Origin of the sequence: Dyadobacter sp., assembly GCF_039919315.1 — a bacterium.
In the GTDB taxonomy this organism is placed as follows: domain Bacteria; phylum Bacteroidota; class Bacteroidia; order Cytophagales; family Spirosomataceae; genus Dyadobacter.
The window spans coordinates 347822-373664 of the sequence record NZ_JBDSFX010000102.1 but is presented as its reverse complement, the minus strand read 5'-3'; the positions used below and the strand labels follow the sequence as shown (position 1 = coordinate 373664).

Sequence of the window (25843 nt, the reverse complement as noted above, 5' to 3'; positions counted from 1 at the left end):
ATTTTTAAATGAAAGACCGGGTCGCTGGTACGATGAAAGTTTCATTGCTCCGGCAACCCAGTCACCAATGAATTCTTAATCTGGTTTTAAACCAGTTTAGGAAGCACTTTTACGATTTGTTCCCGACGGGGTTCATATTGTGCAGGCAACATTAAACCTGAGCCTAATTGCTCCACTGTCTCGTCAGTTGCGAAACCGGGATTATCGCTCGCAATCTCAAACAATACGCCTCCTGGTTCACGGAAATACAAAGAATAAAAGTAATTCCTGTCAATTTTATCCGTGATCTGATGTCCTGCGTCCAATACTTTTTTCCGGAATTCCATCAAAATGTCATCATTTGCCACCCTGAATGCCACGTGGTGAACCGAGCCCCCAGCCACATGACCAGCTCTTTCGCCAGGTACTTCCACCAGGTCAACGATCGCTGCATTTTCAACCGCGTCGGTAATGAAGCGGAAACGGTTAACTTGTTGTTCGAGCAACCGGTATCCAAAAATATCAGTCAGGATTTTGGCGGTTTCTTCAATTTTATTGCTGGTAATGGTAATGTTGTGAAAGCCACGGGTTGCGTTTGCAGCGGTAACCTCGCTGGTTTCCCAAGGTTTACGATTATCAGCATTTTTAGGAACGGTGAGCTCAAATTTCAAACCGTCAGGATCGAGGAAAGTAAGATACTGTTCGCCGAATTTTTCGGACACTTTGTTGTAAGTCACATGGTTATCATCCAGCCTTTTCAACCAGAAATCCAGGCTGCCTTCCGGTACTGAATAACCTATCTCGGTTGCCTGCCTTGTACCCCTTCTGCCGGCTGGTATCTGACTGCCCCACGGGAAGAATGTCAGAATTGTTCCCGGTGTTCCGTTTTCGTCGCCGTAATAAAAGTGATATGTATTGGGATCGTCAAAATTGACGGTTTTTTTCACCATTCTTAAACCTAATATGCGGGTATAGAAATCGTAATTTCTTTTGGCGTCACCAGCTATGGCTGTAATGTGATGTATCCCGTTGATTGTATTTTCCATTTTCTTTTTCGTTAAGTGTTCTTGTTTTTAATGATACAAATGTACCACCTGCCAGAGGTCCCGGGCATTGAACTAGGACAAGAAAAAATGAAATTGGAAAAATACTTTGTTTCAATATTTATGACATAAATTAATTTGTTTCAGTATTTTTGACATAAATAACTTTATTTCACTTTTTCTGAAACAAAATCAGATGGAAAAGAAGTATCAGTATATCTTAATGGCGGACATTATCAGTAGCAGAAAAAGCGATCAGAAGATGCTTATGGAGCATTTTGCGCGATTAGTGAGCACTAGTAACAGTCGAAATAAACCTGCATTGGCATCTCCTTTGACAATAACGCTAGGTGACGAATTCCAAAGTATTGCCAAAAATTTAAAATCGGCTCTTCAAGTGATTATTAGCATAGAAGAGCTCATTATTCAAGAACAATATGGATTCAAATTGAGATATGTACTGCTGGAAGGTGAGATAGACACTCCGATCAATGAACAAATCGCGTATGGAATGTTGGGTGAAGGCCTTACCAGGGCTAGAAAGGCTTTAACAGAAGCGAAGGGTAATAAAGCGAGGTTTTCAGTGGATGTCAAAAATAAGAAGCTAACTAACGCGCTGAACAATAGTCTCGTGATATATCAAAGCCTGATTGATGGATGGAAAATAGCTAAAGACTACGCGCTTATTACTGAGTTTCTGATGTTTGGTGACTATAAGAAGGTTGCCAACGAAACGGGTAAGACGCGTTCGCAAATTTGGAAGCGTGAGAAAAGTCTAAAAATTAATGAATATATTGCCATTAAGGAAGTCATACACTATCTAATCTTATAAAAATGTCATCAACTCTCTTCATCATGGGCTCAGTGCTCACCAGCGAGATTGTACTGGGATTTCTCTTCTCCGCCATTGCTCAGATCTTTTACCAAAAAACAAAAATTGATTTTAAATCCGTTGCAAAGGGTTTTATAGAAAGAATGTTCCTCGTGCTGTTTCTTTTTAATGATCTCGCTCCTGCTCTGACCTTTTTTAGTGCTCTAAAACTTGCCACAAGGCTTAAACACGATGAAAGTAGCGGCAGCGATTCCAACAAATTCAATGACTACTACTTGGTAGGGAATTTATTGTCAGTCTCAGTGGCGTTGTTCTATGTTTACATACTGAACCATACTCACAAGATTGAAACTATACTCAGTCTTTTGTAAACTGATCAATCTTTAAATAGACTACACCTTTAAAAGCACCGCGTCATCTTCAACAACACGACCAGCGGCCTTGGCGGCTTTCAGGTAGATACTCATAGGATATTTCCCGTCGAAACCAGGATCAGCTTCTACCATTGGGACTTTTAGGCGGGCATGTTTGATACTTGCCAAGTCTGTAAGGGACACATAACTTAATTCGGGTTTGCCCTGGCCGAGGTCGCAAAGGCCAAATGCGATATTGTTAACAGGATCCAGCTCCGACAATAACCAGATCGCCCTACCATATTTCGAATGCAACTTTACAACAGGCGAGTGATCTTTACCCAGGTCATTTTGTACCTCCTGAGCATTATGGATCATTATTTCAATCAGATTTTGCGGGATCATTTGTGACATACCGCAAAGGTAGCCGTAAATAAGTTTTTGCAGAAAGCATTTTTACGCAAATACCATTCACGAGGCCAGCGCGAGCGCACCACGCCTGAATTCCGCCGGGCTTACTCCTTTATATTTTCTGAAAGTTTTGGTCAAATGACTGTCGTCAGTGAAACCGAGTTCATTGGCAATCTCATTGATTCTCATGTCACTATGCTTCAACCGGATCTCCACCAGCGAAAGTTTGTAGTTGATAATGTACTGTTGAAGGTTTTCCTTGGTGTGCTTTTTAAAATACTCACTGATGTAGTTCAGTGAAATATTGAAATACGAAGCTATGCTTTCCGCTTTTAATTTGTCCGGGTTGTAAATATTCTGGTGTATGTAGTGAATCATATCCAGCAAAATGTTCTGGCTGCTATTGGTTTTATCGGCAATGTGCAGCGAAATATTTCTGGCAACTACGGTGATCAATGTGTTGATCAGTTGCTGAACCAGTTCTTTATGCAGGCTCTGCTGGTTAACATATTCCTGAACAATAGCGTCCATGACAGCTCTCACAAGGGGTTTATCGTGCGCATTTCGCAGAATGCAACCCTGTAAATGGTTATTATTTTGAAATATGTATTCCAGTTTGTGTATCCATTCGCCCAGATTACTGTACTGGTCGCTTGACTTCTGGGCATTCAGATAAATGTTATTGAAACGAATAAACATAAAAGAAGTCGTTTCAAGCACCTTGGTGTAATGAGAGTCCATAGGCATTGCCAAAAACAGGTTTTCAGCATTGTAGTTGAACTGGTTCTGGTTGATATGGTAAGTTCCCTTGCCGCTGATGATATAGATCAATTCGATAAATGTGTTCTTATGCTCCCCCATCGGGCATTCATTGACCTTCACGAATCGAATCTCAAAAGGTTGGGATAAGTTTTGTAGCTGCATACCAGCAAATTTACGGAATTAACCCAAATTTATACAAGAAATGGATCCTGTCGATGTGTCAACTTTGTGTCGTTAAATTAAACTTTAAAAAAATGAAGGCGATAACAATTAGTGAGAATGGCGGGATAGAAAATCTGATTTTTTCGGAACTACCTACGCCTACCATTGGACCAAAGGAAGTATTAGTAGCTGTTAAAGCGATCGGAATCAATCCGGTAGATGCATTTGTGCGACTGTATCCCGACGCGCTGAGAAACTACGTAAAACCTGTTGAGGGCAAGCCGGTGATCCTTGGCTGGGACATTTCGGGAAATGTAGTTGCGGTAGGCAACGATGCTTCCCAGTTTAATATTGGAGATCAGGTCTTTGGAATGGTCAATTTTCCAGGACAAGGCAGCGCGTATGCAGAGTACGTAGCAGCCCCTGCCGCGCATTTGGCATTGAAACCGGCCAACATTAGCCACAAGGAGGCAGCCGCCGCATCGTTGGCAGCTATTACGGCCTGGCAAGCACTGGTAACATACGCCAAACTCCAAAAAGACGAAAAGATCCTCATTCACGCGGCGGCGGGCGGTGTGGGGCATTATGCCGTGCAGCTCGCGAAGCATTTGGGTGCATATGTCATAGGAACCGGCTCTGCCGGAAAGAAGGATTTTATTCTTGGACTAGGTGTAGATGAATTTATTGACTATCAGGCAGAAAAATTCGAGGATAAAGTTCAGGATGCCGATGTTGTTCTCGACTCATTGTTCGGTGACCACGTTTTTCGTTCGGTAGACGCTGCCAGGATTGGCGGACGGGTGATCTCGCTGCTTACGTATTTTACCGATGAAAAACTGATTCAAAAAGTAAAGGATAAAAACCTCTATGTCCACCGGGTTAGCGTTACTTCTGCTGGTGAAGATGTGGCTGAGCTGGCGAAGTTGCTGGCGGACGGAAGTATTCGCTCGCACATTTCTCAAACTTTCAGCTTTGCAGATCTTCCTAAAGCCCATGCCGAAATCGCGAAAGGGAGCACAGTTGGAAAAATAGTAGTAGCCGTTTAATCTAAGAAACGACTTCCGGTCTTTCAGGGCCGGAAGTCGTTTCTTAGATATTAAAATTTCTTCCAGTAATCCAGCGGGGGCCCTACTCTTTCGAAACCGTGCAGCTTACGAAAATCGTCTTGTTCCTTGTCACTTTTACCTTTCATTGCTCCATTGGATATAGCTGTAAAAAATTCTTCCATTTTGCCAGCTGGCTGAAAAGTAATGATCACCCTTGCGACGCCCTCACTTACTTTTGAAAACGTGTGCGGAACGCCTCTTGGCCCAAACACACTGTCGCCTGGCTTTGCATTAAAAATCTCCTCTCCCACTTTCACATTGAATTCTCCTTCTAACACATACCACCATTCGTCTTGACTTTCATGTGTATGCAGTGTAGGACCTCCTTTTTTCGATCTGGTAGATTCAAAAACATACAGGTCTCCGTTGGTGTCTTTGGACGAAATTTTCGTAAAAAAAGTATCGCCCTCCAGCAATGAGATACTTTTGTCGAACCTGTCCTTGCCGGTATCCACCTTTACACCTTTTTTCAGCCTGTCCGAAGGCCTGGCCTTTGATTTGAATGCAACGGATGGAATAGTGGCCATAGAAAGCATTAAAAATTTGCTTCGTTTCATAGGAGTATGCTTTTTGAGAATGAGATAAGTACTGCGAACCGATACTTTTCATGATCTATGAGGAGGCATAAGGAAATATAATGTTTACAGCTATCACATCAAAATAAACTGATTCTACGATATCATCCTTACTATGAATTGATTAGTGTTAAAATATGCCCTTTTGGCGCGCTTACTGAGATGAATCAAGACAGTTTGGCACATCCAATGCATTGGACAACTTTTTGATGGAATCTCGAAAAGAAAAAACAGCAGCTAAATGGATACCTTTTCGACCATGATTATCGGGGCAGTTGATCAGATCAAAAATGCCGTCGTCAAAATTGATATATATAAAACTACTAATGGTAAGCTCCGGCCAGCAGGTTCCGGCTCGGGCTTCATATTTTCCTCCGACGGATTTGTCTTCACAAATAGCCATGTAGTCGACGGCGCGGAGAAAATAATGGTCAGCCTGTTGAATGAAAACGAAATTGAAGCCACGCTGATCGGCAAAGATCCGGATACCGATCTGGCGATACTGAAAATTTACGCACAGGGATATTCAGTTGCTAAACTAGGCGATACCAGCGCATTGCAGATCGGGCAGTTTGTGATCGCGATCGGCAATCCTTACGGGTACCAGCACACGGTGACCACAGGTGTGGTGAGCGCATTGGGCAGAACGCTGCAAACTCAGTCGGGACGGATGGTCGATAATGTCATTCAATCTGATGCTGCATTAAACCCAGGAAATTCCGGCGGTCCGATGATCAATACCGACGGTGAGGTAGTGGGCGTCAATACGGCGGTCATTCAGGGGGCTCAAGGGCTTAGCTTTTCAGTGGATATTAATACCGCGAAGGAAATTGCCCGGCAAATAATCCGCGACGGCAAAGTTTTCAAGGCCTATCTGGGGTTACAGTTGCAGGATGTACCTGTCAATGAAAAGATCCGCCAACATTACAAGCTGCCAAATCACAGTGGCATCTTCGTCACCCACATTGAAGCCGATTCACCTGCGTCCAGATCGCAGTTATTAGAAGGCGATATCATCGTTTCATTCAACAACAAGCCCGTCGCTAACTCCAAAGAACTTTTCAAGGCACTAACCAACAAAAGCGTGCTGACTGTGACCGACATTTCAGTCATACGTCATACGGAGTTGCTGAATTTTATTGTTGTGCCTGTGGAGAAGAAGGGTTAGTCAGGAAGCTGGTTCGAGCGTAGTTGTCATGATTAACTTAATTTGAAGCGCCTGTTCTAATTTACAAATCGTTTCAAGTGTCAGATTTTCCGAGCCTTTCACAATTTTGTTAACATACTGCGGCGAGCAATTCAATGCTTGAGCAAGCTGCCTTTGAGTCATTTTTTGTTCCCGCAACGCCCGCAGCACATTCAGACCTATCATAAATGATATATTCAGCCAGGTTTCATTTTCTTGCCTGAATATCCCTTTGTCCAGCCAATTCATATCCAGAACCGCTTCCTTATTCAGTCTATTTTTTACTTTTTCAGTATCCATTTTTAAAATCCCGATAGTTCGTAAGTCTCAAAGTTGTTATCTTCATTCTTAATGAGGTAATCTCGTAGCAGATCGAGCTTTTTCAGCTCTTTGATTAGCACATGATCTTCATTCATGGTTCGAGTTAGCTTGATTCCCCCACCTGAAATCACAAAAAGATTTACATCAATTCTTATTGCATACATCCTAAGCCAGCTACGCGACTCCGATCCTTTTGCTTTATTTTTTTCATAATTATCGACGTAGGTAACATGATTATGAAGTGGTTTAAAAAGTCCGGAGAGGTTCTCATTTGAAACATTCAAGCCCCTTTTCGCTATCCTAATGATTTTGCTTTCAAGTCTATTTGCCGATGTACGGGTACGAATCACTGCGTCTTCCGTACTAATGCCATTCCAATAATTTATCAATTTTGGTCTATTGGTTTCGAAAAAATCCTCCAAGTACTCGGTATCATTCCACAGGTCGAATAATCTTATAAACTCATGATCAGTTTCGTTTTCAAACTTAACTGAATACAAACTGGCAGGAATCAGCTCAAATATAGCTCTAATTTTCATAAAATCAACTTATAGGTTAACTTTTTTTAACATTTCTTTCTTTGGACGTAGATTTGTAAAAAAGTAACTACACTCGCTAACATACAAAACGGACAGGCCTGAGGCTTGTCCGTTTTTACATTTCAATAAAATTCCCGAAGCTCCTTAACTGATCTCCTGCAACGCACTTACAAAGAGTTTCATTTCATCTTTGGTACCGATACTGACGCGGCACCAGGGCTTTTCCTGAATATCCATTGCTTTGATAATAATACCTTTATCAACCATTTTTTTCAGAAATTCTTTGCCGGGCATATTGATCGGAAAAATCACGAAATTGGTGTAAGATGGTACATACTTATAACCCATTGTTTTGAGGTTTTCATACAAATATGTTTTGGCTTCTGTATTCAGCTTTCTGGTCGAATTCTGGAATTCAACATCATCCATAGCCGCCGAGGCTGCATAAACCGACGTGCAGGCAATCCCTGAACCGCCGCCTTTTGCCTCTTTTTTGATCATATCAATTGTCGCCGGCTTAGCAGCAATGTAGCCAACGCGCAACCCAGCCATTCCCATGATCTTTGAAAAAGTCCGGGCAATGATCACGTTCTTATTGTCTTTCAAAAGCGATACCATACTCTTGTTGTCTGCCCCTTCTACCAGTTCAATGTAGGCCTCATCGATGAAAATGGGCACTTTTTCAGACACCCGACTGCAAAAATCAGTCAAAGCCTTCGTGGATGTGACTGCACCCACCGGGTTGTTAGGATTACAGATATAGACCAGTTTCGTGTCTTTATCAATCGCTTTTTCCATGGCGTCCAGGTCGTGTGACCAGTCCGATTTGCAGGGAACCGCCTTCCAGGTTGCACCGATGGATTCTGCAACGCGAATGAGGGACATATAGGTAGGGTCAGCCGAAACGATATTACCGCCATTCTTGAACATGGCCAGGGCCGTTTTTTCAAGCAGATCGCCGGATCCGTTACCCATCATAATATACTCGCCCGTTACCCCTTCCTTCATTGCTATTTTATCAGTCAGCGATTTCAATTCCGTGCGCGCGTAGCGGTTACCTTTTTCAATGGAATCGGAGATGGCTTTGCGTGCCATCGGTGGCGGGCCATATGGATTTTCGTTGGAGCCTATGCGGGCTACCATTTTGGTCAGGTCCGGTTCGCTATCCAGAAAATGTCCCCTTACCATCGGACTGTAAAAGATGCGATTGGATTTGTCCAGCCTTAATGGCGTACTGGCAAATGCGCCTTCGGCAATGAATGGCGCAACGGCCAATGCACCCAAAGATGCAAAACCCGATTTCAACAAGCTGCGACGGTTGACTTTCTGTACCATAGAAATGATAATTTAGTGGTTGGAATATTGTAAATGTGGTTACAGGATTTGATTACAGCTTGGAATAGTGATTTTCAAGCTGTGCAAAAGTCGGGCAGTGCGGCTACCGGGAAAATTTCTACTTGCGGCGTATTACACAAATCTTCATCTGAATTTTTGCGATATTTAAATATAATCATTTGCAAAACAGCGAAAAACAATATTTTAACTTAAAACCGATTGACTCACAAATCAATTGAAATAGTTCTATTTATCAGTCAAATTTTTCTATTAGTAACCTTAACTATACTTTTTTGCTCCTCCCGGGAATGAAAGATGCCTTACTTATTGTTATTCAGATAAGTCAGTACAACAGATTGCGATTTTTTGAAACAACAATATGAATTGGATAACCATTAATAGTGAAGAGGAAGTAAAAAGTATTTACAATTCCGACGAATACTCCATCATTTACAAACATAGCCCCAGGTGCATGACCAGCCTGATGGCATATCGCCAGCTCAAATCGGATGTAAACTCGGTACCTGATGTACAAGTGCCTGTTTATATCGTAGACGTGATTGCAAATCGCAAAGAATCGATGTCGATTGCCAGTACTTTTCAGGTTGAGCACCAATCTCCCCAACTACTGATTGTAAAAAACGGTGCATGCCTTTACGATTCCTCCCACGAAGATATTTCTCTTCATCAGACGTTAGAATACATTCGTTAAGCGCCGATGAGCACATTTTGAGGTGTTCAAATATTTTCACAAAATATTTATGGATTATTTCCAAATTAAAGGAATTATTCCATAAATTTGAGACACACTTCAACTCGACAAAATCATGAAAGACTTGCATTACACGATCGTCTCAGAGGATATGGTATGGATTTGGTATTACGACGAATGGAAGGGTAAGCATTTGAAAGAACTACTGGCCAAGGAAGCAAAGGAATTTATCGCACAGCAAGCTATTAACACTTCATCATAAATTAAATGCAAAAGAGCAGCCCAGGCTGCTCTTTTTGTTTTGTTATGTATCAAACTAGGTCGCCAGTGGCGGCCCGGAGGGAATGAAGATTTTCTCTCTCTTGTATTTGAACTTGTATTTCTTGGCCGTGAACTTCGCGGTCATGTATTCGCCCATATAAATGGAGCCCGTCATGACATCGTCTTTCACCGTTCCTGAAAACAGGAATGTGATCGCATCGCCAGGCTGGCGGTCAGTACTGCGCATTTTGAACTCATTTCCTTCGACGGTACCCAGCAATTCGCGTACACTAAATTCTCCTTTGTGAGAACCTTGCAACCAGTTGCCATCCTGTTCGATCATAAGCGTATGCGTACTTTTGCTAGAGAAAAATTCAATGGTCGCTTCCCAATGTCCTTTCAATGATACAGCAGCTGCGACCATTTCTGATTTCTGCGGCGTTCGTTTTTGAGATAACACCTCCACCAAACGATCCGCAACTACCTTATCGTCGCCCGGCTGCATCTGCCCCGTTGTGATCGAAATAAAGGTTTCACCGGCACGGCTTCCACCGCCCAATGCGATACGCGGTTTGGTACGACCAAACAATTCGGCAATATCCTCGCCTGTGATGTTCAATTTTGCGGGATCCCATGAGATACGAAGCTGTGGCGTCCTGTTGGACAGTTGCTCTTTGGGCTCCACAACAGTCGTTTTCACGGATTCAATTCCGGAAACTCGTTTAGAAATGTTATCCAGCCACGACAGCCATCTTTTCCATTCACCTGCATGATCTCTTTTCGTCCAGGCTTCCACTGCGGCCACCATTCCCATCGTTTCCTCGCGACCCACCTTATTGTCGCGTCCCGGCCCGTGGTGAGGTGCGCTCGCCTGCCACGCAGACATTACCAGGTCTTTTCTACCGAGTACCAGTCCTGCACATTGCGGCCCGCATAATGCTTTCCCGCCACTATAGATCACCACATCAGCCCCCATTTTCAAATGCACATTCGGGATAGTCAGATCCTCGGCTGCGGCGTCGATCATCACAGGAATGTTCTTCTTTTTTGCAATTTTCGAGATCGCTTCCAGCGACATAGGCCCGCTCATCGATTCGTCCCCGGCCATCAGGTAAATCATGGCTGTACGTGAACTGATCGCATTAGTAAGCTCTTCGATGGAATCGACCGTAATTAGGGTCACACCTACATTGCGCAGCGCATGATCGTACACATTGCGTGAGTAAGCAGGGATGATCACTTCTGTTTTTTCGAATCCCGAAAGATCAGGGATACGCACCAGTTTTTCGGGATTTCCTCCAGTTACGCAAGCTGCGGTAACATGCTTCATTCCCGCTGCGCAACCCGCTGATACCATCCCCCATTCGGCCCCTGTAAGCTCAGCAAGGCGTTTTCCTGCGCCAAATGCCAGCTCATCATACTGAACAAACACCTGGGCTGCTGCATCCATAGCAGCCCGCACTTCCGGCCTTTCAATGGACCCGCCGATGATGGTACAGGTACCTCTGCAGTTAATAATGGGCTCTACGCCAATAGCTTGGTAGATCTCTTTGCTGGCGGCCACATCGGTCTTTGCTGATGGTTTTTCGCCTGCCGGTTTTTTTGAAATCATCACACTCCCTGCAAGCGGAAGCAATGACAAATCTTTTATAACATCTCTACGTTTCATTTACTTTAATAAGGGTTAAGGAAATTTTGGTTGTAGGTATAAGTATAATATTTTGGATAAAACAACGATACCCGTGTTTTGTACCGCCGTTTGATCAAATAACGATTCGAGTTTAATACTAAAACGATTGTTTACCAAATTTGGGTATTATTACGCGCACCCGTTTCCACAGGGGCATCTAACTTCGCCCACCAATTTTCAAGGAGTATCATCAGCTCTTCCAAATTGACTGGTTTGCTTATATAATCGTCCATACCTGCCTCAAAACACTTATCCTTATCCTGTTGCAGGGCATTGGCGGTAAGCGCAATAATGTAAGGATGAACAGGATGGTGCTTTTTGATCAGTCGGGTCGCTTCAAGCCCGTCCATAACCGGCATCTGCATATCCATAAAAACGACATCATAAGAATTTTTGGTTACCCGATCCAGAGCCTCCAAACCATTCATGACCATTTCTGCGCGGTAACCGAGCTTACTAAGGGTGTTCATGATCACGATCTGGTTAACCTTGTTATCTTCCGCGACCAGGATAGCAAGCGGGTAATTGGATGCAAAATCCGATTGCAATTTCCTTTTAGGCAGGTCCGGTTCGACATCGATTTTAAGCGAGCCATTTTGGTTCCTCCCAAGTTCTGAGACGATTTGTTTGAGCAGAAGCTGCTGTTTAGGCGGTTTTGTTAAGACGGTGCGGCTGAACCCGGAACTGCTAACGATGCTGGCTCCCGGGGCGGTTAAAAGCACCACGGGCATGTGGGGATAAAAATCATGAATATGGTCGGCCAGCTGCATTCCGCTCATCCCAGGCATGTCCAGGTCGGTCATCACCAGGCTAATATTGCTGGTCTGCGCAAGTATCTCGCGTGCCTGCTTGCCGCTGTTCGCAGTAACTGTTTCAAATTTCCAGATTTCAAGCTGGTTTTTCATCAGGAGCAGACTTTTTTCATGGTCATCCACGATGAGTATCCGGGCCTTTTCAGGGACAATCCCCCCAAAATCATATCCCGCCGCCTGTACCTCGTCACTTTTTTTGACCATGATCGAAAAGCGGAAGCAACTGCCCTTTTCCGACTCGCTTTCGACACGGATCGAACCTCCCATTAATCCCACCAGTTTTTCACAAATGACCAATCCAAGCCCGGTTCCACCATATCGCCGTGTCGTGGAGGAATCTACCTGCGAGAATGGCTTGAATAATCTATCCAGCTTATCCGGTGCGATCCCTATCCCCGTATCTGTAATCTCAAATCCCAGTTGCAGCATTGTTTCGTCAGTATTTCCCAGATTTTTGATTTCAAGAAAAATCTCACCCTGTTGTGTGAACTTAACTGCATTGCCGATCAGATTATTAAGTATCTGTCCGAGTCGCAGCCTGTCGCCAATGATGATGGCCGGAATGGTTTCATCAATCTGGTAAAGCAACGCCACCGGGGCTTCCCCTACCCGCCCGGCAAAAAGGTCCATCACATCCTCAATGCAATTTCGAAGGCTAAATGCATTGGCTTCCAGCTCCATGTTACCTGATTCTATTTTGGAGAAATCCAGGATATCATTAATCACCCTCAGCAAGTCCTCTCCTGACGTCCGTATCGACTCCGTGAAATTGCGCTGCTCCTCGGTGAGTTCCGTCTCTGATAATAGCGACGCCAGACCAATCACCCCATTCATTGGTGTCCTGATCTCATGGCTGACCGTTGCCAGGAACGAGCTCTTGGCGCTATTGGCAAATTCAGCTTTCTGAACCGCTTTTTTCTCTTCCAAAATAGAATGTTCCAGCTGCGTAGTGCGTTCGTGGATCTGCCTTTCCAATTCTCTTTTTTGCTTCCTGATCGTGTAAGTACGTACATTATAAAACCCGGCAGTGAGGCCAATCACAGCTAGCGCTGATCCCAGCTTGAACCACCAACTCATCCAGAAAGGAGGCCTGATGATCAGGGTTACCGCTGTACCTTTATTATTCCAAAGCCCGTCGTTGTTAGATGCTCTTACAAGAAAAACATAAGTTGCCGGGTCGAGATTGGTGTAGGTAGCTGTACGTTTATTGCCAGAATAATTCCAGTCTTTATCGAAACCTTCCAGCTTATACGCATATTGGTTTTTCTCGGGAACGGTATAGCTCAATGCTGCAAACTCGAACGTGACAACCGACTGCGTGTAGTCCAGCGTAATTGTTTTAGCCTCACTGATCTGTTTTGGCAAGGGCGGCTTTCCACTGGTGATGGGTACCTGCCTGTTGAATATCAAAAGATCGGTGAGATACACCGGCGGCACAAAATCGTTGTATTTAATACTGTCAGGATAAAAGGTAATAAACCCATTGACCCCTCCAAAAAACAACTGTCCATCACTGGCTTGGAACCGCGAATTATCTCTGAACTCATTTCCCGGCAGGCCGTCGGCAATACCAAAGTTGCGAAAGGATTTGGTGGCTGGATTGAACCTTGAAATTCCTTTATTCGTACTAAGCCAGAGATGATTGTTTTTATCCATCTGAATTGCAAAAACGACATTACTGGCCAGTCCGTTTTTTTCAGTGTAGGAAGTAAATGTCTGCCTCGATTTATCAAAATAGCACAGTCCCCCGCCGACCGTCCCGATCCACAAATTACCGTTTTCTCCTTCTATAATCGACTGTACATTGTCATTTGCGAGACTCTTAGGATTGTCCGGGTCACGCTGGTAGTGCTTAAAACCGGTCCTCGCAGGATTCAGCAGGTTGAGCCCATTGAAAGTGCCGACCCATATATCCCCCTTTTTATCCTGAAAAACCGTCGTCACAATGTCCCCGCTTAGACTGCTTTTATCCGCAGCATTAGTACGGTAATGGCGGTAAATATCGTTTTTTACATCATAAAAATTCAATCCACCCTTCCAGGTGCCAATCCAGAGATTGCCGTCCCTATCGGTAAACAAATTATTGATATCCGATATCGACAAACTGTTCGGATCATTTTGCTTGGGCATATGATGGGTGCTTTTCCCTGTTTTAACATTAAACAGATCGAACCCACCATTGTGAAAACCTAGTGCTAACACATCTTTGGAGACTCGCACCACCGATAGCACGTAGTCGTTGCTGATCGAGGCCGGGTCGTTAGCATCATGTCTGAAAAAAGAAAAAGTCAGAGTTTTGCGATTAAACAGATTAAGCCCCCCACCGTCGGTACCTATCCAAATGTGATCGCCAGTGCTGTCACCGCAAATCGTCAAAACAGTATTGTTGCTCAAACTACTCGCACCGTTGACCTTTTGTGTGTATGACTGAAATTTCGGCCCGAACTTAGGAAGCATGTTAACGCCGCCTGAATAAGTACCAATCCAGATATTTCGGGCATTGTCCTGATAAAGGCTGTAAATAGAATTATTGCTCAGTGATGTGGCATCGTCTGCGTCATTTCGGTAGGTGGTAAATTTACCGGAGACTGCATCATAAACCGAGATCCCGCCATTTTCTGTCCCGATCCAAATACTTCCTGCCTTCTCTTCCATAATCGAAAGAACGTCGTTGTGCGCAATACTGGAAGGATCCTTCGGGTCATGCAGGAACGTATGGAAATCATTTTTGGAGAAATTGAACCGTGAAAGCCCGCCGTTGTGTGTCCCGATCCACAAATTTCCTTTACGGTCAACATGCAATGCTTTGATCCATTCTGAATTAATTGTGTCCTGCCCACCCGGCAAGCCGTTGTAACCGCTAAATTTCCCGCTCGACGGATCCAGCACAAACAGGCCGCCTTCTGTACCTACCCATAAAATACCCTTTTGATCCTCAGCAATACTAGTGATGAAATCGTATCTGCCAGCACTCTTTCTATATTGCTGCTGGTAAAGTTTAAAGGATGAATTTGCTGAATTAAATAGTAGTAACCCACGATTCGTGCCAAGCCAGAGCCTGTCTTTCGTATCAATGAAAAGCGTATTGACAGCAATCTTGACGCCACCGTAGCTGTAATGTACGAATTGGTCTTTTTCCCTGTCAAATCGATCCAGTCCTCTTTCAGTGCCTACCCAAAGGTTTCCTTTTTTATCTTCCACAACATCCAGCACAAAGCTGTCATTGATTGTGCTTTTACTTTCCGGATCGTGTTTGTAATGCGTGAATTTGTAGCCGTCATACTTGTTGAGACCGTCCTCACTGGCAAACCATAAAAAGCCCTTATGATCTTTCAGGATAGCTCCAATGTGGCTTTGTGAAAGTCCCTGATCTGTGGTCAGGCGCTTGAATTGAGGATTTTGCTGCTGGGCAAAACATGCGGTAAGCCTTATCACAAAAATGCAGACAACTATTCCGCAGACAACTGGTTTCATTCGTTTCCCTGTTCACTCAGGTATCTAAGACATGTTAAAAATAGAAAATTTTCTATCCATGCAACATTAAAACTAAATCTCGGTCATTGCGCGATACCGCCAATTAGCCATTTATGGAATATACGCTGCTTTCACTCCTTTTGAGCACATTATTCTGTTGTTGTTTCGTACAAAATTTCAATATCAGCGGGCTCGTTAAAAATCAGCAGAATGACTCTGTGCCGTTCGCGGCAGTGTCTGTCCATCTGGCAAAAGATTCCTCGCTTGTAAAACCCACCTGGCTGACGAAGGTGCCAATTTCAAATTCACCAGAATCTTACCGGAAAGTACTTCCTGGAAATCTCAGTAGTAGGGAGCAAGCCTTTCCCGTCTCACGAATTTGACATAATAGATAAAGACGGCAGCTTCCCGGTATTTACCCTGCTGGCCGACACCAAACAACTCAATGAGGCCAAAGTAACGACAGCAGAGCCTTTGATTGAGGTCCAAAGATGCTGCCGGTGATCTGGGTATTGTCAATATCCTTCTCTAAAAGAATGTGAAACTGGGGACCAATGGGAATGTCAGTCTCGGCGGTATCTTTGGGATTACCCCGAAGTACAATGCTTCCCTGAACCTATGGCAAAACACCGCTTATAACGACCAGGTGCTCAACGATGTAGCTTACAACAAGATCTGGCACGGGATATGGCCTGACACCACCCATAGTGCCCAGATTGGGGCCGACTATCTCATTAATTCAAAAAACACGGTAGGATTCAGTACCAATGCCCGTGTGAGCAATCGCAGATCAGTCTCAGAAGATGAACTGGATTAAGGAGGATAAAACGACCAGAATTATATTAATTCCATTACTGGTAATCGTTATCGACAGGCTTATATTTGCAATAACGAAAATTGATATACGAATTGCCTTCCAAGCCTGGACTCTTAAAATTTTGGATTAAACTTTCGGGTGACCCTTCGGAATTCCCTTTGAATGCCCGGATATTTCACTCGGTTTGTCTAATCTCGATTTTTGCGCTTAGTTATAATGTACCCTTCAATTACCTGATCGGGCTGCCGGATATTGCTTTGGCCAGCCTCGTCGTCCTGCTGATCACCGGGGCGCTATACTATGCGTCCAGAATCAAAAAACGCGTTTCAGAGAGCATACTGGTCATTAACGTCGTCGGCCTGTTACTTTTTATAGTTAATTATATGCTCAATTCAGGGCTGCGCGGCCCTACCGACCTGTTTTTTCTGTTGTTCCTGTTACTTAGCATTGGGATCAGCCCGGTCAACCAATATAAAATATGGATCCCTTGCAATATTGGGATTATGCTGACCCTTAACCTGGTCGAATACCTGTACCCGGAGGTAGCGCCGGTCACCTATGATAACCGTTTCAGCCAATTCGTCGATCATATGTCGGCTTACGCGGTCGTGGCAGCGATCACTTACTTTTGCACTGATTACATCCGGCGTAGTTATGAGGCGGAAAGGGTATCGGTAGCCGAAAAATCTAAGGCTATCGAATTGCAGAATGACCGGATCACTGTACAAAATCAGGAACTGGAAAGGCTCAGCGCAGAAAAGAGCAAATTGATGTCCATTGTAGCCCACGACCTGCGCTCCCCGCTTGCCAGCATTCAGAATTTTTTAGAATTGCTGACCCAGCACGAACTGGAAGAAAAGCAAAAGCTGGAAATTGAGAGTGACCTGCTCAATTCGACCAAAAATACGCTGTCAATGCTATCGAAATTGCTTGACTGGTCCAAATCACAGCTTTACGGAGTAAATCCGCAACCTGAATATCTCAACCTGAGCGAAGCATTTGAAACAACCCTGGAAATAGAAAAAAGTATTGCCTCCGTAAAAGGTATTACCCTGGACTACTACTTCGATCCGGCCATCACTATTTTCGCAGACAGTGAAATGATGCAACTGATCCTGCGTAACCTGATCGGAAATGCAATCAAATTCACAGCTGATAATGGCCAGATTACAGTCCGCGCCGAAACTGCACTTCCAAACTGTCTGATCAGCATTCTCGATAATGGTATCGGAATTTCCCTCGACAGGCAAGCAGGCATTTTTTCATTGAATGCCGACTCCACCTATGGTACCAAAAATGAAAAGGGTGTGGGACTAGGCCTATTGCTTTGCATGGAATTTATCAAAGCCCAGGGTGGCGATATATGGTTCCAAAGCCAACCCGAAAGCGGAACCTGCTTTTACATTTCAATCCCGATGAAAGATAGCAACTACATCTGACGGGCGCATTACCTAGTTACAACCCGGCACTTCGGATAATTTGTGAAATATCTGTAAACCTCTTTCCCTGCCAATGCGTACGTCTTCGTCGGCTCCTTTGGAAGCACCTTCGAGCCTGAGTATCGCATCACATTTGCGTAAAAGACGCTCGGCCACCGGATAGAGTATTTCTTCATAAGGCGCATCACCAGGCACTTTCGACCCAGCCAAACGCAACAGGGGCAATGCGAGCCATTCTCCGATCACGGGTAAATGTCCCGCCCTGAAAAGATCCAATGTGACTGCTTCGAGTCGTGACAGATTTTCATGCATTAATACCGGATCATCATTGGTACCTGAGCGGTACGGGCCTGCTACGAGGATTGTTAAACCATTCATAAGTGAAAATTGATTGAATTAGGATAATTTGCCGCCCACTTCTGCTTTTTACAGTCAGTTTGAGACTCAGACAATTATCATTTTTGATTTATTTTGATTATTTTTGATCAAATTTAGTTACTTCAAATGAATTTCCAAGAACGAAAGAAAAAAATTCTGGCAGCCGTTGTGGAAGCGGGGAGCCTGTCGGTTTTTGAATTATCTGAAAAACTATCCATGTCCCCAGCTACCATACGCCGGGATCTGCATGACATTTCGGAAGAAGGACTGCTGCTCAGAACGCATGGCGGTGCTATGAAAATAGATAATCCGGTACTTACAGGATTTTCAGACAAAGCAGGCGTACACAATCAAAACAAGGAAAAAATTGGAAAAGAGGCGGCCGGACTGGTTTGCGACGGTGATACCATTTTTCTTGATTGCGGAAGTACGGTTTTTCGGATGTGCAGGTATCTCAAAAAGAAAAACAATATCCGGGTCATTACCAACTCATTGCCTATTATGGCCGAGCTGATCGACATTCCATCCATCAGCATCAACCTCATTGGCGGAGAGCTCAACAAATCCAGAAAAGCGGTTCATGGTGATAAGGCAGTACAGCACATTGACAGCTACCATGCTCATAAAGCATTCATTGGAGTGGATGGAATTTCAGCTGAAAATGGCCTCACGGCTCATAGTGAGCATGAATCCACCATTACTGCTGCGTTTATCCGGAATGCCGAGGAGACATTTTTACTATGCGACTCCTCCAAAGTTGGAAAGGATAGTTACATCAAATTCAGCAGCCTTACCGACATCACCTGCCTTGTCACCGACCAGGAACTGGGTAGTGTCATTCAGGGTCAGCTAATGCAAAAAGGGTTGAATGTGATACTGGCCGATTAAGACGATCCAAAAGATAGTTTCGTAGGGGCTCGCGACAAGGTCCGACTAAATTTATTTTCAAAGCATACAACCATTTCCTTCCTTGCTGACCTCTTTAATCCGAAGACACTAAAAATCATTTATGACATCTGAGACGGAGCTGATATCGGGTTGCCTTTTACACAACCGGATCGCGCAACGGCAACTTTACGACCGGTATAAAAAAGCGATGTACACGCTCGCTTACCGCATTACCGGTGACTTCGACGATGCCAATGATGTCCTGCAGGACGCTTTTCTGGAAATATTCCGTCACCTCGATCAGTTCCGCGGAGAGGCAACCCTCGGTGCCTGGATCAAACAGATCGTAGTGCGCAAATCGACGAAAAAGAAAAAATTGGTGATCTGGCAGAATGTGGAGGATTACATGGATGAAAGCATTGACTGGGGGAATAGCGATATCAATGTGGCTCATCTCGAAACTGCGATATTATCCCTTGCCGATGGATTCAGAACAATATTCGTATTGGCAGAAGTGGAAGGTTATACGCACAGGGAAATCGCCGTAATGCTTAACATTTCTGAGGGAACCTCTAAATCTCAACTTTTTCACGCCAAAAGGAAACTTCGCAGCATGCTTTCCTCAAATGGATATTGATATGGAAAAGAATCACGATAATCTGAAAAAGGTAATCAGCAAATTGCCGGTTTATGAACCGGACGATCAGGTTTGGATGACTTTAAATGAAAAACTGAACGAGCTGCCGCTAAAAAAAGCGTTAAATACATTACCCGATTATGAGCCGGACGGTAAGCTCTGGAACCTGATCGCTGCGAATGCTTTTGTAAAAAAACCCACATTTCATTGGTGGCATTATGCCGCTGCGTCAGTGGCTGTCGGACTATCTCTCGGAATGCTGTTCTATGGAAAAAGTCAGCAGGTCTCCTACTCAGTTGAAAAAGTGGATTCCCGCCTGCAAAACGATGAAATAAAAATAATTGACGCTCAGTATCAACGATTAAAAGCATATTGTGAAACTGAAACGCTGGTTTGCAACAGCAAAGATTACAGACAGTTGCAGGAAGAATACGAAAAACTGAATGATGCATCGGTGCAATTGCAGCAGGCGATCGGCGAGTATAATACAGAAGCTGAACTCATTCGTCAGTTTACGATCTTGGAAGAACAAAAGGCCGATATTTTAAATGAAATGGCCAAATTGATTTAAAATAAAAAACATGAAACTGCTCAAAACTTTTCACAGATACATCTTGTCAACGCTTCCGGCCATTGCATTGATCGCAACGATCGGACCGGTACGTGCGCAGGGAGTTTTACAGGTTGCCACCAAGACGATCGAAAAAACCATCGGCAGTCCGACAATACGCACACTTTACATCACGGCTGAAAAGGCAGATATCGAAATGACGACCTGGAATAAGACTGAAATCACCATTGTACTGGAACTATCCGCGAGGCATCCCGATAAAAACACCGCCGCAGCAGATCTTTCCAAAGTACAGTATATAGCAGACCGTAACGGAAAAGATTACTTTCTAAGAAACTACATTGTGTTGAAAGATGGTGAAAACAAACCAGTTTCAAATGTAAAAGCACGTTATTTAATCCATTTGCCTGCTTCCTGTGCAGTCGACCTCAAAAATTCATTCGGTACCATTACCCTCAAAGGCCTCACGAACAGTATTCAGCTCAAAGCCGATTTCTGCACGACTAACCTGGTGGACCTGCGCGGAAAAGGTCAGGTCAATACATCGTTCGGAGAACTTAAAAGCACGGATCTGTCGGGTGTTTTCACTTTCACAAGCGATCACACCAGGCTGCATTTGAACCAGATTGCCGGGGTCATCAGGCTGGATGCAGACTATGGCAATGTGGACATTTACCCGACCACCGGTCTGACTAGTCTTGCTATAAAGTCAAAAAAGGCCGAAATCACGCTACTGACGAAGAACTGGCAGATTTTCGACTACACCATTCAGAGCGCATATGCGACGATGAAGCTGCCCAATGGCTTCAAATGGACACGCAATACGGCCGATTTTAAAGAAGCATTTTTTGAGAAAAATCAGCTAGCCACCGTGGATATCAATGCGGAGTTTGGTAATGTAACGATCAAATAAGGGGCATTTTAATCTTCCTTTTATGAAAAAATTTCTGCTGATGCTTTTCATTCAAAGCATTATCCAATCATCCTATGCCCAGGATAGTGTTAAAGTAGCATTCTCCCAGGAGGAGGATACGCTTATAAAACAGTACTTTATCGACCGTTACGAGAATGTTTTTATGACCAAAGTACCGACGCGGCAGATGCTGAAAATTGGATACTCAGGTTATACAGGATCAGGGTTTCGCTTGGGTTATGAGTTCAAAATTCAACCCCATCTTTCAGTTGAGGCGGCCGTCTATACCAAACTTGACCAGTATGATTTCAACACCGTCGCTTTCGGATCGGACCGGAGACTTTGGGCTTCATTGAAGACCCGCTGGTACTATAACATGGGACAGAGAGTTGATAAAGCATTGAGTGCCAATAATTTCAGTGGAAACTATTTCGGACTATCTTATGAGCAGTCGATCCAGGAGCATGGTGGATTGGCATTGAATGCCCGAGAAACAGGAAGATTTGGTTTATTCTACGGTTTTCAGAGCCGGTTCTTCAACCACGGATATGTTGATTTATCGGTTGGCCTTTTCAACAAAAGTGATTGGAAAAACAAGTTTCTTTTTGAGGCTGATAACAGCGGGTTTTTCAGTCCAAAAGATTTTGTGTTGACCACACAGTCTGCCTTTGGGATTGCATTGGGCGACTGGAAAAAATCAAAGCGCGCACCTGCGTGCGAGGTATTGTTTTGCGACGAACAGATCAACAGGCAATGGAAGGTGCAGCTTCCCGATATTACGGTTGGTTTACGGCTTCAAGCAGGAAACGCAAGCATTGCCTATGAGCGACGAATTGGCCGAAGCCCTTTTTCAGTTGAGGCAAATGTAAATGCCTGGCTAGCCCGACGTGTAAGGTCTGAATTGTCTCACGCCACCTATTATTTTACCGGCGGGCTTCAACTGAGATACTATTATCTGCAAAAAATGAAGATCCGAAAAGGCACCGGGGGCAATAATTTTTCGGGACTTTATGCAGCCATCGGTGCTAACACCCTGCTTTCAGGGTACAATGTGGGTGGAGAAAGGGGTACCGCCTGGTACGAAACGGCCACCGTTTCAATGGGCTATCAGCAAAGACTTTTCAAGTCCCTGTATATCGACGGGTCTCTTTACTACACCGATCTGTTTGGGAAATATCGAGGGGGTACTTATATCCCATTTAATAAACTGTACTTCAAAATTGGCTTCGGCTTTACCTTTTAACTAAATGAATATAGCATCCTTTGTAAATCGCTTCTTCGAAAGCTCCTTTGTCAAATCACTATCGGTAGTCCTATTTACAGTCGGAACTACCCTGGCTCAGGACAGCATCAAAGTTTCCTATTCTCAGGAAGCAGATACGCTTGTCAAGCAGCGGTTCATTGACAGGTATGAGAATGTGTTTATGACGAGGATCCCGACACGGCAGATGTTTAAGGTGTCAGCGGTCAATTCTGAAATGCATGGTACAGGGATCAATTGGGGCTACGAGTACAAATTGCTTCCGGCCCTTTCTCTGGAAGCCTCCCTTTACTCACAACTGGCCAGGTACAATGGGGGTTTGGCGGATCAGCTGTTACATTTTAATTTAAAACAGGTGAGTTTATGGGTCAATGCAAAAGCCCGCTGGTACTATAATATGGACAAAAGAATCCGGGAAGGATTGAATGCAAACAATTTTAGTGGACCCTATGTTGGGTTTTCGTACGAGCAATCTCTGGGACTTTCTCAAACCGGTGCGAGTGGCAGTACCAAAGTTGCCAGGCTGGGATTGCTCTACGGCTTCCAAAGCCGGTTCTTCAATGCCGGACATATTGATTTCGCTGTCGGTTTATTCCAAAAATCAGCAGGTCCGCTTTACATATACGAGCATTCTAGCTTCCTCGAACCCAAGGATTTTGTCATCGGAACGCAGGCACACATTGGATTGGCTTTTGGTGACTGGGAAAAAACCGCTTCGGCGCCCCTCTGCGATGTGCTTTTGTGTGATGAAAGGGTCATAGGGCAATGGAAAGTAGAAATCCCCAGCATTGCGGTAGGTTTGAAAAATCAGGATGTGCAAGTGGCGATCGGCTATGAAAGAAAATTAGGTGAAAGCCCAATTTCAGTCGGGGCCAATCTCAAAGGGATTATCTATAACCTGGAATTATCTTTCGAAAAGTCCAGAAACAAGGTCCTGACTGGTGAAATTGATTTACGATACTATTTTCTCCGGAATTTCCAGCTTCGTCGTGGAAAAGGCGCGAGCAATTTTTCAGGTCCCTATGCAGGTTTAAGAGCTGGATATACCTTTGGAGTCGGTAAACTGCAGTCTGTATTCTACGGGCAGAACGGAGTGTTTTCAACGATCAAATATGAAACTGCTACCTCGGCGGTCGCATTGGGCTACCAGCAAAGGCTGTTCAAAAGAATCTATTTTGACGGATCGCTTTTTTATCAAAAAAGATATAAAGCCAATGTACCCGGAGGAAACAAACCTTTTCTTTCATCTAAAATGGCCATTGGGTTTACATTCTAGAAAAATTGAAGAAGCCTGCTACTTCTTTCTGTTGAAGCGAGGAGGCTGAATATAAAACTCAACAGTAGCAGCCAGTCCCGATGCTTTAATCGGCATGGCGCCTGCGATCAGCTTACTGGATATGTTTTTGCGATAACCTCCAAATACCTCAAATCCGGCATAATGGCCTAGTTTACGGTTGTAAGAAATACCCATGTCAATATCCACTCTGCGGCAAACCTCTGGTGAGGCATCGACAAGCTTGTTAATATAATAGGTTCTTGTGACCGACTCAGCCTTCAAGTATAAAATGTCTGACGATGACAGGTTGTGTCTCCAGGCCACCTTTTTAGGAAGCATGATTTCTACCCCCTCGTTTTCTGAGAAATTATAATTGAATACAAAAACGGGCAGTACCGTTAATTTATAGCTTTTGTTTACGATCAATCCGGCCCCTATTTCCTTATTGGCAGACTTTCTCTTTAAAAAAGACGCTGAAAAAGTGTAATTCAGAGGAATTTGAGAAGACGATAAATCTGCAAAGTTTCCGCTTTTATTGATGTGAGAAGTAACGACCAGCCAGGAAGCGGTATCCAGTTTGATAATAGAATTAAGGTCGAGTGCGAATGTACGCAGGTTCCAGCCCTGCATGCTACTCACCGGATTTTCTCCAACACTCTTTAATTCAAGCTGTTCGGTTCGGTAGCTGGGTCCCAGCAAAATAGTAACTTTATCCTTGTGCAGCAGTGGCACCCATGCCCTTACATACATTTCTTCGTTGGTGTACGTCTTGGTTCCTGCGCCTGCAAACCGGTACACTTTCCCTGGCGCATGCGTGGTGCGAAATGTCAACCATTTGGATGGAGCCATTCCCGTCAGCCCCGGTTTCAGGGATTGGCAAACCGCAGTCATACTTAAAAGAGATAAAAACACAACGAATACCTCAGGCCTGCGAAAATGCATAAACTTGTCAAGGATGGGTTGAAAACTCTCTGATCGCAATAAATTGTTCGTAATGAGACGGTAACGCATTCTTATTTCCATAAAGTTCCCGATTAAAAGTCAGTCGGGCCGGTTTAATTTTTCGAGGTGGTTTTTTATCATATAATCAAACGAATTCTAATTCAAAAACTTGCATTCAAACCAACAGGCCTTAAATTTAAAGTAACACCAGACATCGAAATTCGAGAATATCATTTTTTCAGGAATGACACGATAGACTATATACGCTAAAAACTACGAATACGATCGCTGCCTGGTGCACAGAGCCTAACTGCCCTACTCTATATCCTCATACTTTCCCTGGCTCAGATCGCCTGTTTCAAAGCCCTTTTTAAACCAATACATACGTTGTTTGGAACTACCATGCGTGAATGCATCGGGCACAATGTAGCCCTGGGATTCCTTTTGCAGCTTATCATCACCAATGGCATTAGCAGCATTCAAGGCAGCTTCCAGATCACCCGGTTCCAGAATATTGCTCATTTGCTGCGCATGATTAGCCCACACTCCCGCTAGAAAATCCGCCTGCAATTCCAGCTTTACCGAAAGTTTATTGTACTCGGCATCACTAATCCGGCCGCGTTGCTGTTGTAATTGTTCCGAAATACCCATCAGATTTTGCACGTGATGGCCAACTTCGTGGGCAACTACATAGGCTACCGCAAAGTCCCCAGGTGCCTTAAATCTGTCGCGAAGCTCATCACAAAAGGAGAGGTCAATGTACACTTTCTGATCGGCAGGGCAGTAAAATGGGCCCATTGCTGACGATGCACCGCCGCAGCCGCTTTGCGTTGCGTTTTCAAAGATCTGCAATTTTGGCTTTTGATAAGCCGCATCATTCTGCGTGTAAATATCTGCCCACACATCCTCGGTGCTACCCAGTACAGCCGACACAAAGTCAGCCGTTTTATCATCGGGACGCGGACCGGGAGGACGGGATTCTACCGCTTCATTGGTTTGTGTCCCCTGCAAATTTGCCAGGATTTCACTGGGATCCTGGCCAGTAAGTAATCCGATCGCCAATACTATAATGACGCCGATACCACCGACTGCCACTTTGCCACCACCGGACATTCCCCGACGGTCTTCGACATTGCCACTTCTTCGTAAATCCTGCCAACGCATAGAT

At 44.3% G+C, this 25843-nt stretch carries 26 protein-coding genes; 14 read left to right on the top strand and 12 right to left on the bottom strand.

The annotated features are described in order from the left end of the window. Nucleotides 1–86: 86 nt before the first annotated feature. Entirely contained in the window at nucleotides 87–1025 is a 939-nt protein-coding gene (locus tag ABIO93_RS31130; protein ID WP_348073944.1) for a ring-cleaving dioxygenase, read from the bottom strand. A 193-nt stretch (nucleotides 1026–1218) separates the two neighbouring features. Between ABIO93_RS31130 and ABIO93_RS31125 the strand changes: the two genes are divergently transcribed. Both ABIO93_RS31125 and ABIO93_RS31120 read left to right on the top strand, forming a co-directional pair. After that, nucleotides 1219–1854: a SatD family protein gene (locus ABIO93_RS31125; protein WP_348073943.1), complete on the top strand. Its 636-nt coding sequence runs from the start codon at nucleotides 1219–1221 to the stop codon at nucleotides 1852–1854. Nucleotides 1855–1856: 2 nt separating this feature from the next. Beyond that, nucleotides 1857–2225, top strand: coding sequence for a hypothetical protein (locus ABIO93_RS31120; protein ID WP_348073942.1), 369 nt, complete (start codon nucleotides 1857–1859; stop codon nucleotides 2223–2225). Nucleotides 2226–2246: 21 nt separating this feature from the next. Here ABIO93_RS31120 and ABIO93_RS31115 read toward each other — a convergent pair whose 3' ends face one another. Both ABIO93_RS31115 and ABIO93_RS31110 read right to left on the bottom strand, forming a co-directional pair. Continuing rightward, a complete protein-coding gene (locus ABIO93_RS31115; protein WP_348073941.1) occupies nucleotides 2247–2621 on the bottom strand; it encodes a DUF2958 domain-containing protein in 375 nt (124 codons plus the stop codon). A gap of 57 nt (nucleotides 2622–2678) precedes the next feature. Then, the gene (locus ABIO93_RS31110; protein WP_348073940.1) at nucleotides 2679–3542 is read right to left on the bottom strand and encodes an AraC family transcriptional regulator; all 864 of its coding nucleotides are present in this window, start codon (nucleotides 3540–3542) and stop codon (nucleotides 2679–2681) included. A gap of 92 nt (nucleotides 3543–3634) precedes the next feature. Here ABIO93_RS31110 and ABIO93_RS31105 point away from each other — a divergent pair, with 92 nt between their 5' ends. Next, complete coding sequence (locus tag ABIO93_RS31105) at nucleotides 3635–4588, top strand: NADP-dependent oxidoreductase (RefSeq protein WP_348073939.1); 954 nt, start codon at nucleotides 3635–3637, stop codon at nucleotides 4586–4588. Between the two features lie 50 nt (nucleotides 4589–4638). On the opposite strand, the gene ABIO93_RS31100 is transcribed toward ABIO93_RS31105, so the two are convergent. After that, nucleotides 4639–5205, bottom strand: a complete 567-nt coding sequence (locus ABIO93_RS31100) for a cupin domain-containing protein (RefSeq protein WP_348073938.1) — start codon at nucleotides 5203–5205, stop codon at nucleotides 4639–4641. Between the two features lie 259 nt (nucleotides 5206–5464). On the opposite strand from ABIO93_RS31100, the gene ABIO93_RS31095 reads away from it, so the two are divergent. Further along, a complete protein-coding gene (locus ABIO93_RS31095) occupies nucleotides 5465–6391 on the top strand; it encodes a trypsin-like peptidase domain-containing protein (protein WP_348073937.1) in 927 nt (308 codons plus the stop codon). Here the strand turns inward: ABIO93_RS31095 and ABIO93_RS31090 are convergent, their stop codons facing one another. The 3 genes from ABIO93_RS31090 to ABIO93_RS31080 form a co-directional block, all read right to left on the bottom strand. Further along, nucleotides 6392–6709, bottom strand: coding sequence for a helix-turn-helix transcriptional regulator (locus ABIO93_RS31090; RefSeq protein ID WP_348073936.1), 318 nt, complete (start codon nucleotides 6707–6709; stop codon nucleotides 6392–6394). It lies immediately after the preceding gene. Nucleotides 6710–6711: 2 nt separating this feature from the next. Then, the gene (locus ABIO93_RS31085) at nucleotides 6712–7269 is read right to left on the bottom strand and encodes a hypothetical protein (RefSeq protein WP_348073935.1); all 558 of its coding nucleotides are present in this window, start codon (nucleotides 7267–7269) and stop codon (nucleotides 6712–6714) included. A gap of 144 nt (nucleotides 7270–7413) precedes the next feature. Beyond that, nucleotides 7414–8604: a histidinol-phosphate transaminase gene (locus ABIO93_RS31080; protein ID WP_348073934.1), complete on the bottom strand. Its 1191-nt coding sequence runs from the start codon at nucleotides 8602–8604 to the stop codon at nucleotides 7414–7416. Nucleotides 8605–8983: 379 nt separating this feature from the next. On the opposite strand from ABIO93_RS31080, the gene ytxJ reads away from it, so the two are divergent. Continuing rightward, on the top strand, nucleotides 8984–9316 hold the full coding sequence (gene ytxJ, locus ABIO93_RS31075) for a bacillithiol system redox-active protein YtxJ (protein ID WP_348073933.1): 333 nt from the start codon (nucleotides 8984–8986) through the stop codon (nucleotides 9314–9316). A gap of 115 nt (nucleotides 9317–9431) precedes the next feature. Further along, nucleotides 9432–9578 carry a hypothetical protein gene (locus tag ABIO93_RS31070; RefSeq protein WP_348073932.1) on the top strand — a complete coding sequence of 49 codons (147 nt, stop codon included), beginning with the start codon at nucleotides 9432–9434 and terminating at the stop codon, nucleotides 9576–9578. A gap of 54 nt (nucleotides 9579–9632) precedes the next feature. Here the strand turns inward: ABIO93_RS31070 and ABIO93_RS31065 are convergent, their stop codons facing one another. Beyond that, nucleotides 9633–11246, bottom strand: coding sequence for an aminotransferase class V-fold PLP-dependent enzyme (locus ABIO93_RS31065; protein WP_348073931.1), 1614 nt, complete (start codon nucleotides 11244–11246; stop codon nucleotides 9633–9635). Nucleotides 11247–11377: 131 nt separating this feature from the next. After that, nucleotides 11378–15553 (bottom strand): two-component regulator propeller domain-containing protein, encoded by a 4176-nt coding sequence (locus tag ABIO93_RS31060; protein WP_348073930.1) that lies wholly within the window; start codon nucleotides 15551–15553, stop codon nucleotides 11378–11380. A 538-nt stretch (nucleotides 15554–16091) separates the two neighbouring features. On the opposite strand from ABIO93_RS31060, the gene ABIO93_RS31055 reads away from it, so the two are divergent. Beyond that, complete coding sequence (locus ABIO93_RS31055) at nucleotides 16092–16370, top strand: hypothetical protein (RefSeq protein ID WP_348073929.1); 279 nt, start codon at nucleotides 16092–16094, stop codon at nucleotides 16368–16370. 80 nt (nucleotides 16371–16450) lie between these two features. Continuing rightward, the gene (locus ABIO93_RS31050; RefSeq protein WP_348073928.1) at nucleotides 16451–17809 is read left to right on the top strand and encodes a HAMP domain-containing sensor histidine kinase; all 1359 of its coding nucleotides are present in this window, start codon (nucleotides 16451–16453) and stop codon (nucleotides 17807–17809) included. Nucleotides 17810–17821: 12 nt separating this feature from the next. Here the strand turns inward: ABIO93_RS31050 and ABIO93_RS31045 are convergent, their stop codons facing one another. Continuing rightward, nucleotides 17822–18187 (bottom strand): DUF4406 domain-containing protein, encoded by a 366-nt coding sequence (locus ABIO93_RS31045; protein ID WP_348073927.1) that lies wholly within the window; start codon nucleotides 18185–18187, stop codon nucleotides 17822–17824. A gap of 126 nt (nucleotides 18188–18313) precedes the next feature. On the opposite strand from ABIO93_RS31045, the gene ABIO93_RS31040 reads away from it, so the two are divergent. From ABIO93_RS31040 to ABIO93_RS31015, 6 genes are all read left to right on the top strand, one after another. Next, nucleotides 18314–19075: a DeoR/GlpR family DNA-binding transcription regulator gene (locus ABIO93_RS31040; protein ID WP_348073926.1), complete on the top strand. Its 762-nt coding sequence runs from the start codon at nucleotides 18314–18316 to the stop codon at nucleotides 19073–19075. A 121-nt stretch (nucleotides 19076–19196) separates the two neighbouring features. Next, entirely contained in the window at nucleotides 19197–19712 is a 516-nt protein-coding gene (locus ABIO93_RS31035; protein WP_348073925.1) for a sigma-70 family RNA polymerase sigma factor, read from the top strand. Between the two features lies 1 nt (nucleotide 19713). After that, nucleotides 19714–20283, top strand: coding sequence for a hypothetical protein (locus ABIO93_RS31030; RefSeq protein ID WP_348073924.1), 570 nt, complete (start codon nucleotides 19714–19716; stop codon nucleotides 20281–20283). 10 nt (nucleotides 20284–20293) lie between these two features. Next, nucleotides 20294–21196 carry a hypothetical protein gene (locus ABIO93_RS31025; RefSeq protein WP_348073923.1) on the top strand — a complete coding sequence of 301 codons (903 nt, stop codon included), beginning with the start codon at nucleotides 20294–20296 and terminating at the stop codon, nucleotides 21194–21196. A gap of 22 nt (nucleotides 21197–21218) precedes the next feature. Continuing rightward, nucleotides 21219–22439, top strand: coding sequence for a hypothetical protein (locus tag ABIO93_RS31020; RefSeq protein ID WP_348073922.1), 1221 nt, complete (start codon nucleotides 21219–21221; stop codon nucleotides 22437–22439). 4 nt (nucleotides 22440–22443) lie between these two features. Further along, nucleotides 22444–23733 carry a hypothetical protein gene (locus ABIO93_RS31015; protein WP_348073921.1) on the top strand — a complete coding sequence of 430 codons (1290 nt, stop codon included), beginning with the start codon at nucleotides 22444–22446 and terminating at the stop codon, nucleotides 23731–23733. An 18-nt stretch (nucleotides 23734–23751) separates the two neighbouring features. On the opposite strand, the gene ABIO93_RS31010 is transcribed toward ABIO93_RS31015, so the two are convergent. Beyond that, on the bottom strand, nucleotides 23752–24756 hold the full coding sequence (locus tag ABIO93_RS31010; protein ID WP_348073920.1) for a DUF6268 family outer membrane beta-barrel protein: 1005 nt from the start codon (nucleotides 24754–24756) through the stop codon (nucleotides 23752–23754). A 234-nt stretch (nucleotides 24757–24990) separates the two neighbouring features. Next, nucleotides 24991–25839, bottom strand: a complete 849-nt coding sequence (locus ABIO93_RS31005; RefSeq protein ID WP_348073919.1) for a neutral zinc metallopeptidase — start codon at nucleotides 25837–25839, stop codon at nucleotides 24991–24993. Between the last annotated feature and the right edge of the window lie 4 nt (nucleotides 25840–25843).

Coding starts and splice junctions, on each gene's coding strand:
- ABIO93_RS31035 (WP_348073925.1), top strand. CDS start 19,197: ATGACATCTGAGACGGAGCTGATATCGGGTTGCCTTTTACACAACCGG.
- ABIO93_RS31125 (WP_348073943.1), top strand. CDS start 1,219: ATGGAAAAGAAGTATCAGTATATCTTAATGGCGGACATTATCAGTAGC.
- ABIO93_RS31015 (WP_348073921.1), top strand. CDS start 22,444: ATGAATATAGCATCCTTTGTAAATCGCTTCTTCGAAAGCTCCTTTGTC.
- ytxJ (WP_348073933.1), top strand. CDS start 8,984: ATGAATTGGATAACCATTAATAGTGAAGAGGAAGTAAAAAGTATTTAC.
- ABIO93_RS31080 (WP_348073934.1), bottom strand. CDS start 8,604: ATGGTACAGAAAGTCAACCGTCGCAGCTTGTTGAAATCGGGTTTTGCA.
- ABIO93_RS31115 (WP_348073941.1), bottom strand. CDS start 2,621: ATGTCACAAATGATCCCGCAAAATCTGATTGAAATAATGATCCATAAT.
- ABIO93_RS31025 (WP_348073923.1), top strand. CDS start 20,294: ATGAAACTGCTCAAAACTTTTCACAGATACATCTTGTCAACGCTTCCG.
- ABIO93_RS31085 (WP_348073935.1), bottom strand. CDS start 7,269: ATGAAAATTAGAGCTATATTTGAGCTGATTCCTGCCAGTTTGTATTCA.
- ABIO93_RS31110 (WP_348073940.1), bottom strand. CDS start 3,542: ATGCAGCTACAAAACTTATCCCAACCTTTTGAGATTCGATTCGTGAAG.
- ABIO93_RS31095 (WP_348073937.1), top strand. CDS start 5,465: ATGGATACCTTTTCGACCATGATTATCGGGGCAGTTGATCAGATCAAA.
- ABIO93_RS31070 (WP_348073932.1), top strand. CDS start 9,432: ATGAAAGACTTGCATTACACGATCGTCTCAGAGGATATGGTATGGATT.
- ABIO93_RS31005 (WP_348073919.1), bottom strand. CDS start 25,839: ATGCGTTGGCAGGATTTACGAAGAAGTGGCAATGTCGAAGACCGTCGG.
- ABIO93_RS31065 (WP_348073931.1), bottom strand. CDS start 11,246: ATGAAACGTAGAGATGTTATAAAAGATTTGTCATTGCTTCCGCTTGCA.
- ABIO93_RS31040 (WP_348073926.1), top strand. CDS start 18,314: ATGAATTTCCAAGAACGAAAGAAAAAAATTCTGGCAGCCGTTGTGGAA.
- ABIO93_RS31020 (WP_348073922.1), top strand. CDS start 21,219: ATGAAAAAATTTCTGCTGATGCTTTTCATTCAAAGCATTATCCAATCA.
- ABIO93_RS31130 (WP_348073944.1), bottom strand. CDS start 1,025: ATGGAAAATACAATCAACGGGATACATCACATTACAGCCATAGCTGGT.
- ABIO93_RS31105 (WP_348073939.1), top strand. CDS start 3,635: ATGAAGGCGATAACAATTAGTGAGAATGGCGGGATAGAAAATCTGATT.
- ABIO93_RS31090 (WP_348073936.1), bottom strand. CDS start 6,709: ATGGATACTGAAAAAGTAAAAAATAGACTGAATAAGGAAGCGGTTCTG.
- ABIO93_RS31030 (WP_348073924.1), top strand. CDS start 19,714: ATGGAAAAGAATCACGATAATCTGAAAAAGGTAATCAGCAAATTGCCG.
- ABIO93_RS31010 (WP_348073920.1), bottom strand. CDS start 24,756: ATGGAAATAAGAATGCGTTACCGTCTCATTACGAACAATTTATTGCGA.
- ABIO93_RS31060 (WP_348073930.1), bottom strand. CDS start 15,553: ATGAAACCAGTTGTCTGCGGAATAGTTGTCTGCATTTTTGTGATAAGG.
- ABIO93_RS31120 (WP_348073942.1), top strand. CDS start 1,857: ATGTCATCAACTCTCTTCATCATGGGCTCAGTGCTCACCAGCGAGATT.
- ABIO93_RS31100 (WP_348073938.1), bottom strand. CDS start 5,205: ATGAAACGAAGCAAATTTTTAATGCTTTCTATGGCCACTATTCCATCC.
- ABIO93_RS31045 (WP_348073927.1), bottom strand. CDS start 18,187: ATGAATGGTTTAACAATCCTCGTAGCAGGCCCGTACCGCTCAGGTACC.